General features: G+C 39.8%; 11 protein-coding genes, 1 tRNA gene and 1 pseudogene. 4 read left to right on the top strand and 9 right to left on the bottom strand.

Going from position 1 to position 13,763, the window contains the following annotated elements:
* Window position 1: 1 nt before the first annotated feature.
* The 5 genes from creB to mdtD form a co-directional block, all read right to left on the bottom strand.
* Entirely contained in the window at window positions 2-727 is a 726-nt protein-coding gene (gene creB, locus AC5YCE_RS03660) for a two-component system response regulator CreB (protein WP_496171089.1), read from the bottom strand.
* Window positions 728-831: 104 nt separating this feature from the next.
* Window positions 832-2,136: a shikimate transporter gene (gene shiA / locus AC5YCE_RS03655; RefSeq protein ID WP_496171088.1), complete on the bottom strand. Its 1,305-nt coding sequence runs from the start codon at window positions 2,134-2,136 to the stop codon at window positions 832-834.
* Between the two features lie 266 nt (window positions 2,137-2,402).
* Window positions 2,403-3,458 (bottom strand): DNA polymerase IV, encoded by a 1,056-nt coding sequence (gene dinB, locus AC5YCE_RS03650; protein ID WP_496171087.1) that lies wholly within the window; start codon window positions 3,456-3,458, stop codon window positions 2,403-2,405.
* 197 nt (window positions 3,459-3,655) lie between these two features.
* Entirely contained in the window at window positions 3,656-4,438 is a 783-nt protein-coding gene (locus tag AC5YCE_RS03645; protein ID WP_496171086.1) for a glycoside hydrolase family 25 protein, read from the bottom strand.
* 97 nt (window positions 4,439-4,535) lie between these two features.
* Complete coding sequence (mdtD, locus tag AC5YCE_RS03640) at window positions 4,536-5,927, bottom strand: multidrug transporter subunit MdtD (RefSeq protein ID WP_496171085.1); 1,392 nt, start codon at window positions 5,925-5,927, stop codon at window positions 4,536-4,538.
* Between the two features lie 213 nt (window positions 5,928-6,140).
* Here mdtD and AC5YCE_RS03635 point away from each other — a divergent pair.
* Window positions 6,141-7,085 (top strand): annotated as a pseudogene (locus AC5YCE_RS03635) (IS5 family transposase).
* Window positions 7,086-7,332: 247 nt separating this feature from the next.
* Here the strand turns inward: AC5YCE_RS03635 and AC5YCE_RS03630 are convergent.
* Window positions 7,333-7,423, bottom strand: a tRNA-Ser gene (locus AC5YCE_RS03630).
* Window positions 7,424-7,546: 123 nt separating this feature from the next.
* Here AC5YCE_RS03630 and AC5YCE_RS03625 point away from each other — a divergent pair.
* A complete protein-coding gene (locus AC5YCE_RS03625) occupies window positions 7,547-9,427 on the top strand; it encodes a potassium transporter Kup (RefSeq protein ID WP_496171084.1) in 1,881 nt (626 codons plus the stop codon).
* A 152-nt stretch (window positions 9,428-9,579) separates the two neighbouring features.
* Here the strand turns inward: AC5YCE_RS03625 and AC5YCE_RS03620 are convergent, their stop codons facing one another.
* Window positions 9,580-9,939: a hypothetical protein gene (locus AC5YCE_RS03620; RefSeq protein ID WP_496171083.1), complete on the bottom strand. Its 360-nt coding sequence runs from the start codon at window positions 9,937-9,939 to the stop codon at window positions 9,580-9,582.
* Window positions 9,940-10,342: 403 nt separating this feature from the next.
* On the opposite strand from AC5YCE_RS03620, the gene AC5YCE_RS03615 reads away from it, so the two are divergent.
* The gene (locus AC5YCE_RS03615) at window positions 10,343-11,419 is read left to right on the top strand and encodes a DNA/RNA non-specific endonuclease (RefSeq protein ID WP_496124608.1); all 1,077 of its coding nucleotides are present in this window, start codon (window positions 10,343-10,345) and stop codon (window positions 11,417-11,419) included.
* Window positions 11,420-11,491: 72 nt separating this feature from the next.
* On the top strand, window positions 11,492-11,737 hold the full coding sequence (locus AC5YCE_RS03610) for a hypothetical protein (RefSeq protein WP_496171082.1): 246 nt from the start codon (window positions 11,492-11,494) through the stop codon (window positions 11,735-11,737).
* 130 nt (window positions 11,738-11,867) lie between these two features.
* Here AC5YCE_RS03610 and aqpZ read toward each other — a convergent pair whose 3' ends face one another.
* Both aqpZ and AC5YCE_RS03600 read right to left on the bottom strand, forming a co-directional pair.
* Window positions 11,868-12,560, bottom strand: coding sequence for an aquaporin Z (gene aqpZ, locus AC5YCE_RS03605; RefSeq protein ID WP_496171081.1), 693 nt, complete (start codon window positions 12,558-12,560; stop codon window positions 11,868-11,870).
* Between the two features lie 702 nt (window positions 12,561-13,262).
* A complete protein-coding gene (locus AC5YCE_RS03600; RefSeq protein WP_496171080.1) occupies window positions 13,263-13,724 on the bottom strand; it encodes a hypothetical protein in 462 nt (153 codons plus the stop codon).
* Between the last annotated feature and the right edge of the window lie 39 nt (window positions 13,725-13,763).

The following is a 13,763-nucleotide window of genomic DNA, read 5'->3' as shown; positions in this document are numbered from 1 at the left end:
TTTAATCCATTCTTTTGAGGCTATATCCAAAGCCACGATGTGTGATAATCGGGTCGATGTCAGGGCTAATTTGCTTAAGTTTTTGTCTTAAACTTTTGATATGCGTGTCGACTGTGCGTTCTAAACTATGTTCTGGATGTTCCCAGATATGATCCATCAATTGCTGACGACTAAAGACCTGTTCGGGATGCGAAATCAATAATTTTAACAGTCGGTATTCATAACGAGTCAGACTCAAACTTTGCCCGAGATAATGAATCTGTAAAGCTTCATCGACACAATGCCATGCAGTAGATCGTGACTGTATTTTTTCTACTTGTAATGGATCAACTGATTTGTGACTGCTTATTGAATGTAATTCCATCCGTCGCCAAATGGCCTTGATACGAGACACGATTTCACGAGAGCTAAAGGGTTTTGGACAATAATCATCAGCACCAATTTCTAAGCCAATGATTCGATCGATTTCATCATCTCGTGCAGTTAAAAATAACAGAGGAGTGTACTTGATCTGACGAATTTTTTTGCAGACCTCAAAGCCGTTAATATCTGGAAGCCCAACATCTAAAATAATGAAATCAAACTCTTGTTCTAAAGCCAGTTGAATGGCTTGAGTGCCTGTATTCGCGCAAGTCACTTGCCATTCTTCACGTTCAAGTGCATAACGTAAAGGCATGAGAATTGCGGCATCATCTTCAACGCATAAAATCTGTTTCTTATTATTCATCACACAATTCTATCGATATTATGAGGATTATTTTAAATCAAATAAAAAAAGCAAGCGAATAAAAAATCACTTGCTTTCAATACCATAGTTTTAAAAATTTAAACCTATTTTTCTTGCGTCGTATTCGGCATGATTGCTGCCACAAGTGCCGTAATAAAACAGCCCAAGACTAGATATAGTGCGACGTATTGCCATGAACCATCACCCCAAATCACCAATGCTGCAGCGATCATTGGCGTAAAGCCACCGCCAATAATACTCGCGACTTGATAACCCACCCCAGCACCACTGTAGCGATACTCTGTACCAAATAGTGAGGTGAAAATGGGTTGATGAACTGCAACCACCATGTCATGTGCAACATTGGCAAGTAAAATCGCAAAGATCACAATCAGCCAGGTATTTTGAGCATCTAACGCCATGAAGAATGGATAAGCTGACATAGCTCCAATGAGACCACCGACCACGCACATACTTTTATGGGTGATTTTATCGGAGATCCATGCAAATAGTGGAATGCTAAAACAACTGATTGCACCGACCATGAGTGCAATATTCAAAAAGAATTGCTTATCCATCCCCAAATTATTGGTGGAATAATTCAGTGCAAAGTTGGTGACTAAATACATCGTCAGCAGTTCTGCAAAGCGCAGTGCAATGATATAAAAAAATGCTTTTGGATTTTGATTAATCGCTTGAAGGATTGGAAGCTTTTGAGGTTTTTTATCTGCTTCAATCACTTTTTCTACAAATTCTTGTGATTCATCTTGATCACGACGAATCCAAAAAGCGGCAAACAGTAAAACAGCACTGGCAATAAATGGAATACGCCAAGCCCAATCAGCAAAAGCTTGTTCACCAAAAGTCATTAGCACTAAAGAGACAGAACCTGTGGCGAGGACTAATCCGACACCGTAACCAATTTGAACACCGCTACTGTAAAAGGCTTTTTTGCCTTTCGGGGCATTTTCTACAGCCATGAGGGCTGCGCCGCCCCATTCACCACCCACAGCAAAACCTTGGATGGCACGAAGCGTGACCAGTAGAACAGGTGCCCACCAACCAATCGATTCAAAATTAGGCAGTAAACCGATGCCAACGGTGGCGGTGCCCATGAGCAAAACAGTCAATACCAACATTTTTTTACGACCGATACGATCGCCAAAATGACCGAAGATCACGCCACCGAGCGGACGGAATAAGAAACCGACGCCAAAAGTTGCGAGCGCAGCTAAGGTACCCATACTCGGGTCAATACTGGGAAAAAATTGGTCTTTAAAAATGAGTGCGGCAACAATGCCATAAAGTAAAAAGTCGTACCAGTCGACGACAGCACCCACAAAACTACTGAGCGCAGCTTTACGGGCACGTTGTTCTTGAAGATCAGAACTGAGAGGTGCGGTTTGCATACAAAGAGAGCCCATGAGGTATAACAGAGGGTCCTGTAATATTCGGATTGATCGTCACGCCAATCACAGGACTAAATGCTAAAATTTAAGGTGTCTTTTAGCATCTCAGCTGATACATGGGTAATGTATAGCGGGAATTAGATTACCCGAAAAAAATAGATTTGCTATCAATATTTGGTCTAATTTTATTCTTTTGCTGAAATTTCAGCCATGCATGTAAGTTATTATCATTAACTTAACACAAAAAAATGTAGCTGATTTGGTGGCTACCACAAGTCCAATTGAGCTTGTTCTGCCTGATCTATGAGTTGATAAACACCGACACCAATGAGTCGAAATTGGTCATTTTTAGGAATATGCATTTCAGATAATAGCAGGTGTAGGATTTGCTCAAGTTCTTGTATCGATTTAAGCGGATGTTTAAAACTTTTGCTGTGTTGTAAAACTTGAAAATTTTTCAATTTCAGTTTGACTGTAACGCCACGCGCTTGAAGTTTTTTTTTCTCCAAATTAGACCAGACTCGTTCAATTAAAGATGACCAATGAATGCTACATTCTGAAAGTGTTAAATCTTGATCAAAAGTGGTTTCTTTAGAAATCTGTTGTCTTTGCCGTTCTGCTTGCACAGGACGTTCATCAATCCCTTGCGCATATAGAAACAATTGTTTTCCATATTTTCCAAAATGGTGAATCAATATACTTTGTTTAACTTGTTGCAAATCACCGAGCGTTTTCAGTTGCAGGCGTTCAAGTTTTTCTTGGGTCACTTTACCCACGCCTGGAATTTTTTTGAGTTCAAGGTTTTCGATGAAGTGTTGAATCTGATGGGGTTTTACCACAAATATTCCATCAGGTTTATTCCAGTCTGAAGCGACTTTGGCTAAGAATTTATTCGGTGCTACACCGGCAGATGCGGTTAATCCAGTATGTGAAAATATATCCGCCCGAATGTGCATGGCGACTTCAGTGGCACTGGCTAAGCCTTTGAAATTATGTGTGACATCCAAATAAGCTTCATCTAAAGATAAGGGTTCAATCAGATCGGTATATTGCCGAAAAATTTCATGAATTTGACGAGACACTTCTTGATATTTGGGGAAATTGGGTTCAATCACTACGACTTGTGGACAGCGTTTTTTAGCTTGGCTCATGGACATGGCAGACCGTAATCCAAACACACGCGCAGGGTAGGATGCTGCACAAATAACTGCACGAGGATGGTGGGATGAAACCACGACTGGCAAATGCTTGAGCTCTGGTTGATCCCGAAGTTCAACAGATGCATAGAATGCATCCATGTCGATATGAATTATTTTTCTCATACATTCAATAGGCAGAGCAACATTCGCAAGTGAATGGATCATTTTAGCCTAAAAACTCACATTGATTGACTAAGACACTCCGCTTAGCGATGATAAACGACATATTGTGTCCGAGCTATTGCATGTCTTTCACTTTTTAAATTTCTTGAGGAGGAGGTTGCCATTGATTCAAAGCAATATTTCTAAGTTTAGGCGTTTTATTTTGTTGATTTTGGCATAGGGTAAAGCTGATTTTTTTCAAGAAAACTTTGCCATGCATATTCGTCGCCGTTGAAAACATTGAGATCGACAGTGGTTGTTATACCTTTGATCTTACCCTGATTCGTATGTTGCCAAAAATGCCATTTGGGATCATTTTTAAGTTGTGGTTTACTTTTGTATTCACGGACCCACAACGGTGTATTTGGGAATTGATCGACCAAGACAATATTATAAAATGCTTTGGAAATATAAAATATCGGTTGTTTGCCATAATGTCGATGTAGGCGGTCATGCATCACCTGAATCTCTTTGAGTAACTGTTCTTTGGTGTATTGGTTGATACAGTTTTCTTCATACTCCAAATCAATCACAGGTGGCAAAGCATCAGATTTTTTAGATACTGTTTCTATAAAATTTTGTGCTTGAATATTGCCATCGCGACACAGTCGATAAAAATGATAAGCCCCGACTAAGAATCCTTGTTCTCGCGCTTGTAACCAATTTTGTTGAAATTTACGGTCTTTAAAATCGCCGCCTTCTGTGGCCTTTAAATAGACAAATTTAAACTCTTGCGGAGAGATTAGATTCCAATCAATGTCTTTTTGGTGATGTGAAACGTCAAAGCCTTTGATGGGGTATTCTTCGGCTTTGGCATATTGTTTTGGAAAAAAGAAAGAAAAAGAGTAAATAAATACAGCAATACAGAGACTCAGTCCGATACTTGCAAGTGACATAAAATACACTCGCGTCCAATTTGTCTTTTTGTTTATTTTAGCCATAAATATGTATGAGAGCACTTATTGATCACATCATAACTCGATCTCAAGGAGGTGACCATCAGGTGTGTTGAAATCGAGTGAGATTTTCCAGTGAATACTAAATAGCGGTGTTTTTAGGAATTTGCCAAAAAATCAGCGCGGCAATGATATTGATACTTGCCAAACATAATAGGGTGTAATGGAAAGCCTGTAGGGTATGCACCGTGCCTAAATGCTGTGTAAATACATTGACCAATGTTCCAGCTAAAGCCACGCCCAAACTCATCGAAAGCATCATGATCATGGACAAAAAACTATTACCACTGCTTGCATTTTGCTGAGATAAGTCTTTAAGCGTCAGTGTGTTCATCGAAACAAACTGCAAAGAATTCAGTACACCAAAGATAAAGAAATGAATTAAACGCAACCATATCGGTGTATCTGCGGTATGCAGTGCAAAACTGGCAATACATATGCCGACCAACACTGTATTGACCAACAGCACATGACGATAACCAAAGCGCTGAATCAGCGGACGAATAATCGGTTTTGATGCCAATGAACCCAATACAGTCGGAATCATTAATAGTCCCGTAATGAACGGATCGAAGCCAAACGCGACTTGTAGCATGAGCGGAATAAGAAAGGGTAAGGCATTACCACCAAAACGCGCAAAAAAATTGCCTAAAATCCCGATGGTAAAGATATGATTTTTAAATAGAGACGCTCTAAATAAAGCATTTTGATGAGTCATTGCGTGAAAAGCATAAATCAACGTTGCGACCAAGCCTGTGATGATCAATGCGATGCTCACCCAAGCCGCACTGTGTTGATTGGCGAGATTTTCAATACCGAGTGATAGCCCAACCATAGCGAGCACGAGCAGTATAAATCCACTGAAATCAAATTTTTTAACTGTTATTTCTTTAACATTCGGCATCGCTTTAAAGGTGACAATGACGCCCAGTATGCCCATCGGAATATTGATTAAAAAGATCCAATGCCATGTCATATACTCCACCATCCAACCGCCTAAGGTTGGACCAATCAGTGGACCAATTAATCCTGCAAGACTCATCAAGCTCATTGCTGCTAGAAATTGGGTACGGGGAATAATTTTAAGCATCGCCAAACGACCGACAGGCAATAAGAATGCGCCACCAATGCCTTGAATGACGCGATAGACCAAAAGTTCATTGAGACTGCTTGAAAATGCGCAACCCAGTGAGGCAAAGGTAAAGATCACAATTGCAGCAAAGAATGTATTACGAACGCCAAAACGATCGGCTAACCATCCACTTAAAGGAATACACGCGGCGACAGACAGTACATAAGCCACGACCACACTGTGCATACTGAGCGGGTCTTCATTCAGACTATGCGCAATTGCTGGAATTGCAGTATTAATGATAGTGGTATCAAGCCCTTGCATGAAAAAACCAATCGCAACAAGAAACACCAGTAATCTAAATTCTGGTTGTAAAGCTTGATGGGTTGGTGTGGTGTTCATTGATATGCTTGGTTATATTCGCTATGTAAAAAGAATAACATTTATTCATTCGCACATAGAGCGTAAGGATCTAATATTTTGTTAAATTCTAATAGAGTTTTATAGATTTGATGCATCGAAATTGGGTAATGTTCAAAAACAACGTGTTTAGTTTAAAATGGCTTTGTTGCACAAACCTAGCATAGAAGGCTTATTAGGCAATATAATTTCAAAATGAATAAGCCTGTCCCTAAAATTTATCGTACAACCAATCGGTCCTCCTATATGAGCAGTATACTGCGAAGACTGATTAACCGTGGCAATATTTCCATTTGGTTTGATCCAAAGACTCAGTGGTATGCACAGTCACAAGGCAAACAAGGTCGAAATCAAATCTACTCCGATACAGCTATTCAATGTTGCTTAATGATCAAATCTCTATTTAGACTCTCTTTACGTATAGTCACAGGTTTTGTTCAAAGGCTGATTAAACTTTGCGGATTAGATTGGACAGCCCCAGATTACACGACGCTTTGTAGAAGACAAAAGCATATTGATATCGCGATTAGCTATCAAGAAAGTCGTGATGGACTTCCTTGCGCAGTACACTGCTCATCATGGACTCTACTGGTTTGAAGTTTCTAGGTGAAGGCGAATGGAAGTGTAAGAAACATGGGCCTGAATATCGTCGCCAGTGGCGTAAACTTCATATTGCTATAGATGTTGAAACCCTTCAAATACCTGCTGTACAACTCACTACAAATAATGTCAGTGATTCACAAGTACTCGAAGATTTACTTGCTCAAATTCCACTGGATGAGCAGATTCATTTAGTCTATACAGATTGCTTATGACACAAAGCACTGCCGACAAGTCATTTTAGATCGAGATGCACATGCGACCATTCCACCAAGAAAGAATGCAAAGCCATGGAAAGATCAGCAAGCGAGGTCTATAGAGCGGAATGAGTTATTGAAAACAGTCAAACGTTTAGGAAGATCCCTTTGGAAAAAGTGGTCTGGTTATCATCGTCGAAGTTGGGTGGAAACCAAGATGCATTGCATCAAATTATTGGGCGATACATTAATATCAAAAAGTTTCCCTAGTCAGGTGAACGAGATTCATGCAGGCGTAGCAGTACTCAACAGATTTACAGAATCAGGTCGCTCTCATACTTAAGTTGTGACTTAAATTTGGCTCACTTAGGTTAGCTCTGCCTTTCAAGCCTTTGTGCAACAAAGCCGTTGTTGGTACAAAATCAGCACTTCTCTGGATTGGTGGTCAAAATTTAGCTGATTTGAACGTATACCGAGAAAGTTGTCGGTATACTACCGTAATCCACCGTATTGTATCGGGCGTAAAAAAGGCTTAATCCTTTTAGAATCAAGCCTTTTGCACTACGGTAAACTACTATAAAAATCGAATTTGGCGGTGAAAGAGGGATTCGAACCCTCGAAACGCTATAAACGTTTACACACTTTCCAGGCGTGCTCCTTCAGCCACTCGGACACTTCACCAAGGCGAGCGATAATAACCAATATTTTAGCTTGTGCCAAGCTGAAACAATTGATTTGCAGAAAAAGTTTAATCGCAGTGTTATGATGGCGAAAAAATCCTGTCTAAAATTTGAAGACAACACTATGCAAAGTACTGCAAAAAAAGCGGCCTTACCTGCCATCACACTGGCAGCACTCGGCGTGGTATTCGGTGATATTGGAACCAGTCCACTCTATGCACTCAGACAATGTTTTCTCACAGCACATATTGCGATTACCGATGCGACTGTATTGGGCATCTTGTCACTCATATTTTGGTGCATGATGCTGACCATCAGCTTTAAGTACGTCAGTGTGATTATGCGTGCGGATAACAATGGTGAAGGTGGGATCATGTCATTATTGGCATTGAACCTGCGTTCGACCCGCATCGCAGATCAAAAGAAAATTTACTTGATTGCTTTAGGTTTTATTGGTGCATCACTATTTTTTGGTGATGGGATTATTACACCAGCCATTTCAGTACTTTCTGCAATTGAGGGTTTGAGCATTGCAACGCCAATGTTCAATCAATGGTTAACCCCTTTAGCGATTGGTATTTTAGCAGGGCTATTTTTGGTACAACGCCATGGTACAGGAACGATGGGTAAGCTCTTTGGTCCATTAACCTTGGCATGGTTTCTGTCCATCGGTGTGTTGGGACTTTGGAGCGTGATGCAAACTCCATTTGTATTGGCAATGGTGAGTCCACATTGGGCAATTAACTTTGTCGTACAACAGCCCTATGTTGCATTTTTAACAATGGGTGCTGTGATTCTCACCATTACAGGTGGTGAAGCTTTATATGCAGATATGGGACATTTTGGACGACTGCCGATTAAATTGGCATGGTTTATTATTGTACTGCCGTGTTTATTGCTGAATTATGCAGGACAGGGGGCATTATTACTGCGTGATCCAGCGGCATTGGAAAACCCCTTTTATTTACTGATACCAGATTGGGCTTTATACCCAATGATTGGTTTGGCCACTGCCGCAGCGGTGATTGCTTCTCAGGCAGTTATTACAGGCGTTTTTTCAATGGTCAATCAAGCCATCCAATTACGCTATTTACCACGTTTAACGGTTCAACACACCTCGCAGGTTGAGCGTGGGCAGATTTACGTCCCTTTCATCAATTGGGTATTGTTTATTTCCGTTGTGATTCTGATTCTATTGTTTGAAAACAGTGCCAACTTAGCCAGTGCTTATGGGGTCGCAGTGACCATGACCATGCTGTGTGGGACAGTTTTGATCAGTATCTTGGCTTATGGTGTTTGGCGTTGGCCGATGTGGAAAGTCGCATTATTTGCAATTCCATTGTTATTGATTGATTTGATTTTTGTCGCTTCAACCTCGTTAAAAATCATGGATGGTGGATGGGTGCCGATTTTGATTGGCGCTGTGGTATATACCATTTTGATGACATGGAAAGATGGACGCCAAATTGTGTTGAATCGTCTTGAGTCTGATGCATTGCCGATGGATTTATTCATTAAAAGCGTGAGTATGAGTAATGAAACACCCATCGTTCCAGGGGATGCTATTTTCTTAACAGGAACGCCGAATATTGTGCCACATGCGATGTTGCACAATATTAAGCACAATAAAGTTTTGCATGAACGCAATATTATGGTCACGGTAGTGACACGAGATGTTCCTTTTGTATCGGATCAAGAACGGATCAATGTTGAAAAAATGGATGATCGATTCTTTAGAATCTTTGTCTATTATGGCTTTAAAGATCAGCCGAATATTCCGCAAGCGTTGCAACAAGCTTATGAAGATGCAGGTGTCGAATTTAACATGATGCGGATCAGTTTCTTTATTTCGCGGGATCGCCTGATTCATACGGTGGGTGATGGTATGGCGCCGTGGCGGGAAAAATTATTCATTTCGATGCAACGAAATACCAGTCCTGTCAGTGATTTTTACCATATTCCACCGAACCGTGTGGTTGAGATGGGAAGTCAAATTGAGATTTAACCGAGTGGCTTGATTTTAGTCGTGCAGATTTTGATTTAACAGCGCTCAAAAAAGCCAAGGTTCTGAACCTTGGCTTTTTGTTTATTTTTCTATGGATAAAAGTCTAAATGTATTAAACCTGACTCAATACAATCAAAACGGGCACACTATATTTAGTTGGTTGGCTCAGCAGGTTGAGGTGCTTCAGCATTTGCATCAGGCTGCGCGACAGCAGGCTCTACAGGCTTGATTTGTCCCTGAGCTTCAGCTGATGCACTCGGTACTTGAGTTGATGTTTGATGAGGAGCAGACTGTGCTACATTGGCGTTTGGTTGACCTTCAGCTAACTTAATTTGACCGCTTGATAACAGCTCATTTAAGGAACCCGGTTGACCATTTACAGTCGTGGTCACTTTAGCTTTTGATAAACTTTCAAGTGTTTCACCTGCCTGTACAGGTGGTTCAGCAAATGCTGCGAAACTAGCAGCAGATAAACCCGCTAAAAGACTGAAAGATAAAATTTGAGTACGCATAATATAAGACTCCTAAGATGAGAATTCAGATTTTGAAATTACCCATTCGATTTGTTAAATAATAAGTAATTTATTAAGTTAAGTTAAAACTCTGAATATCAATGCAAAAGGCACAACTTACCTTGTCATAATGGTTTGTATCTAATCAATAAAAAATACTTAAACCCATCTATTTACCCCAACAAATACATTACAAACACAACAATTGGTTACGTGTGGTGCTGTTAATTTATACAAAAATTGCAGAAGCTTTATTCACTTGAAAATTCACTTGATATACTTGCTGTTGATTGCTTGTTAAGCTGTTTAAAATTGATCATTGACCAAATGTATCGTGCATACGTGACTTGTTCATGCATCGAATAAATCATCAACTAAACGTGTTTCTATTGGGTAAAGTCGATTGAGTAATTTCGTGATAAAAGCTGTGTTAGGACTGGTTGCCGCAAGTAGTTTTGCGATTGCATTTGGTCAAGAAAAAATTTCACAATTCATTCCGTTTAGTGGAAGTACCAATAACGCTGCTTGTTTAAATCAATTTTATCGTGAAACGCCACCTTATTTAGTCAAAGAGAGCCTGACAAAAAATAGCTATCCGTTGTGCTATAACGGTTTTAACGTCATGTATTCTGGCGTGTCTAAAACGCCTCTATGGGTGGCAGAAAGCCTCAGCGTCAAAAGATTAAGTAGCAAAATTAAGCGAGAAGATAATTTTCACGAAGAAAGTCGCGTCAGTGCAAAACATCGTGCAACGTTATCAGACTACCGTGGTTCGGGCTATGACCGTGGTCATATGGCGCCGAATGCTGATATGTCGAATAAAGAAGCGCAGTTTCATAGCTTCTCACTGGCCAACATGGTGCCTCAGTCACCTAAAAATAATCAGCAAGTGTGGCGTGAACTGGAAGAAGCGACTCGTGCCATGGTCACTAAACATAAAAATGACGTATACGTGGTCACAGGCCCTGTATTTAGTGGAAAAAAACTCAAGACCATTGGGGATGGTGTGATCGTTCCCACTGCGGTCTATAAAGCGATTTATATTCCGAAAACGGATGTGATCGGCGTTTATTACGCACCCAATGACAACTCTTTGAAGGTGAAGATCATCAGTGTATGTCAATTGGAAGAAGAAACAGGGATCAATCTTTTTCCACAATTAACCGCAGAGCAGAAGCGCAACACCTATCAGTTGCCTTTAAAAGCGACTCAAGTCAAAGCCAATCAAAAAATCGAATATTTGCAGTGGGATGCAGAAAGTCAGTGCGCTGAAGACGTATCGAATGACAATTTAAAAGCATTACAAAAGAAATTTGAACCACCCAAGTCCACGAGCTTAAATGAAACTACATCAACAACAAATAGTTCAAATTCATCAAACCAAAATGAAGCACCAAAAATTGATGAAGACACACAAGATGCAATTGTGAAGCGATTGATCGAAATCGTGATGCAATTTCTTTTACAATTTTTTAAATAAAACACGCCATATTCTGCCTGAATCCATTATATTTTTAGGCAGAATATTGATGAACAATGAGAACAATAGCGTATGTTTAAACCTTTTGAAAATGGTACAGAATCACATTCGATTCACGACTTAACTTTAGAAAATGATTTAGATCGCGTCAATGTCTATGGCAATTTACAGATCGGAAAAGATCAAGCAGGTCTTGAAGCAGCCAAAGTATTACAACGCTATTTAAATGAGATTGTCACGTATTTGGAAAGGCAGACTGATTTACCTGCTCAAATCGAGAATACAGGTGACAACGAAATAGAAAATCCATTTCTTTAATATGTATTGATTCGAATTTAAAAATTAAAAAGCCTGCATTGCAGGCTTTTTAATTTTTGATTCTAAATTTTAACTTCTAGCGCTTAAATCTCATATTTAATTCTAGTATTTAGACTTAGCTTAGTAGATTCTATTGATCTTGATTACCAGCAAAGCCTTTATAGATCAGTGCACCAATCACCGCCCCGATTATTGGAGCAACCCAGAATACCCATAATTGACTTAAAGCAGCAGTTTCAGCAAAGAAAGCCACACCTGTACTACGTGCAGGGTTCACCGAAGTATTGGTCACTGGAATACTGATCAAGTGAATAAGGGTCAATGCAAGACCAATTGCGATTGGCGCAAAGCCTGCAGGTGCACGTTTGTCTGTTGAACCCATAATGATAATTAAGAAGAAAGCGGTTAGTACGATTTCAATTAAAATCACTGAAGTCAGTGCATATTGACCTGGAGAAAGTTCACAAAACCCGTTGGTTGCAAAACCACCCGTACCAACAAAGCCAGCTTGACCTTGAACGATGAGGTACAGAACGAATGCTGCTGCTGTTGCACCCACCACTTGAGAGATAATGTAGGGAACGAGATCTTTAGCATCAAAACGACCACCGACCCATAAGCCGATACTGACTGCGGGGTTAAAGTGGCCACCTGAAATATGTCCGAGTGCATAAGCTGCTGTGAGTACCGTTAAGCCGAATGCAAGTGATACGCCAGCAAATCCGATGCCGAGTTCAGGGAATGCTGCTGCAAGCACTGCACTACCACAACCACCGAAGACCAGCCAAAACGTACCTAGAAATTCTGCAAAATATTTATTCATGTTATAGAACCTATATGGTTATTAATTTTAAAAATGATTTTTTTATTCATTTTAGTGATCTGGATTTTAATCTACTTTTAACCAAAAAGAAAAAATAGGATAAATCACCCTAATTCTTGTTTAAACGGTTCATTCGCCATTGTTGTAGCGGTAGTCCTATCCATTGTTTAAAGGCATGTTGAAATGCATATGATCATTGTATGCATTCGAATTAGGATGCAAACAGGTGTTTCACCAAGCCATGGTTTCACTACATACTGGGACAAGTGTGATTTCATCTTCGGATTTACAAGAGCAGAATCTACTTGGCATTTGACTATCTATCAGTGATGAAGTCTACATGGGTAAATCGCTCAGTTCATTCTATTTTTCCTGCAAAATGGGGCGACGGAATCAATTACATTTCTGATTGGGCACGATCGAAAGTGCATAGAACACCCGACTTAACACATTATGAGTCAATTTTCTGGCGCGAATAGTCCATAAATCATCCAGGAATTGTCAGTATTTTTGAAATCTTTGGCGTTATAGTCAATGGGTAGTTTAGTCAATGAGCAGTTTAGTAATATTGGATGAAAAGCCAAAGGTTTATTTTTAACTCGCTGAATCATCGTGGTTTTTGGAGCTCTAGGGCTCTTTTTTTTGCACAAAATATGGTATCAGTGATCTAAAAGCGTTATCTCATAGATGATGATATCTGCTCTAAGGATTTTTTAAGGGGTTGCTGAGTTGAGTGAGATAGAAGCGTGCAGACCAATCGGTGATATCTGTGGCATAACTGAAACAGACGCGATCGTCTTTTTTGACTTGTGCCAACAGTGGATAGTAATGCTGAGTCAGAGCATCTCCATTAAAATCGATTATTTGGTTCTGATCTGTTTTAAATTGGTAGATCACTTCATCTGTCGGTATGAATTGGATTAAGGGTAATTTTTGTTGGTAAGTACCGCATTGACTCACTTGTTGAGTTGATTCAAATGCTTTTAAATTATTTTTAATTTTATAATGGTCAAGTCCATAGTTATAAATGATCCAAAATAAAATTGTAGATAAGAAAATCAGGGCGATCGAAAACTTCAGATCAAATTTGTAGTATCGACACATGATGGCAATAGCGCTAAGGCTCAATACAGCAACGATGAAGAAACTGGTTTCTAGAGTCATTATGATTATAATATCTGATAAAAATGAAAGTTTAATGGT

Source organism: Acinetobacter sp. CY79, assembly GCF_059515845.1.
Note: the sequence above shows the minus strand (reverse complement) of the source record. Positions and strands in the feature narration are given on the sequence as shown.

Excerpts from the sequence above, each read along its gene's own strand:
- dinB (WP_496171087.1), bottom strand. The coding sequence starts at position 3,458 with ATGAGAAAAATAATTCATATCGACATGGATGCATTCTATGCATCTGTT.
- shiA (WP_496171088.1), bottom strand. The coding sequence starts at position 2,136 with ATGCAAACCGCACCTCTCAGTTCTGATCTTCAAGAACAACGTGCCCGT.
- AC5YCE_RS03620 (WP_496171083.1), bottom strand. The coding sequence starts at position 9,939 with ATGCGTACTCAAATTTTATCTTTCAGTCTTTTAGCGGGTTTATCTGCT.
- AC5YCE_RS03625 (WP_496171084.1), top strand. The coding sequence starts at position 7,547 with ATGCAAAGTACTGCAAAAAAAGCGGCCTTACCTGCCATCACACTGGCA.
- creB (WP_496171089.1), bottom strand. The coding sequence starts at position 727 with ATGAATAATAAGAAACAGATTTTATGCGTTGAAGATGATGCCGCAATT.
- mdtD (WP_496171085.1), bottom strand. The coding sequence starts at position 5,927 with ATGAACACCACACCAACCCATCAAGCTTTACAACCAGAATTTAGATTA.
- AC5YCE_RS03600 (WP_496171080.1), bottom strand. The coding sequence starts at position 13,724 with ATGACTCTAGAAACCAGTTTCTTCATCGTTGCTGTATTGAGCCTTAGC.
- AC5YCE_RS03645 (WP_496171086.1), bottom strand. The coding sequence starts at position 4,438 with ATGGCTAAAATAAACAAAAAGACAAATTGGACGCGAGTGTATTTTATG.
- aqpZ (WP_496171081.1), bottom strand. The coding sequence starts at position 12,560 with ATGAATAAATATTTTGCAGAATTTCTAGGTACGTTTTGGCTGGTCTTC.
- AC5YCE_RS03610 (WP_496171082.1), top strand. The coding sequence starts at position 11,492 with ATGTTTAAACCTTTTGAAAATGGTACAGAATCACATTCGATTCACGAC.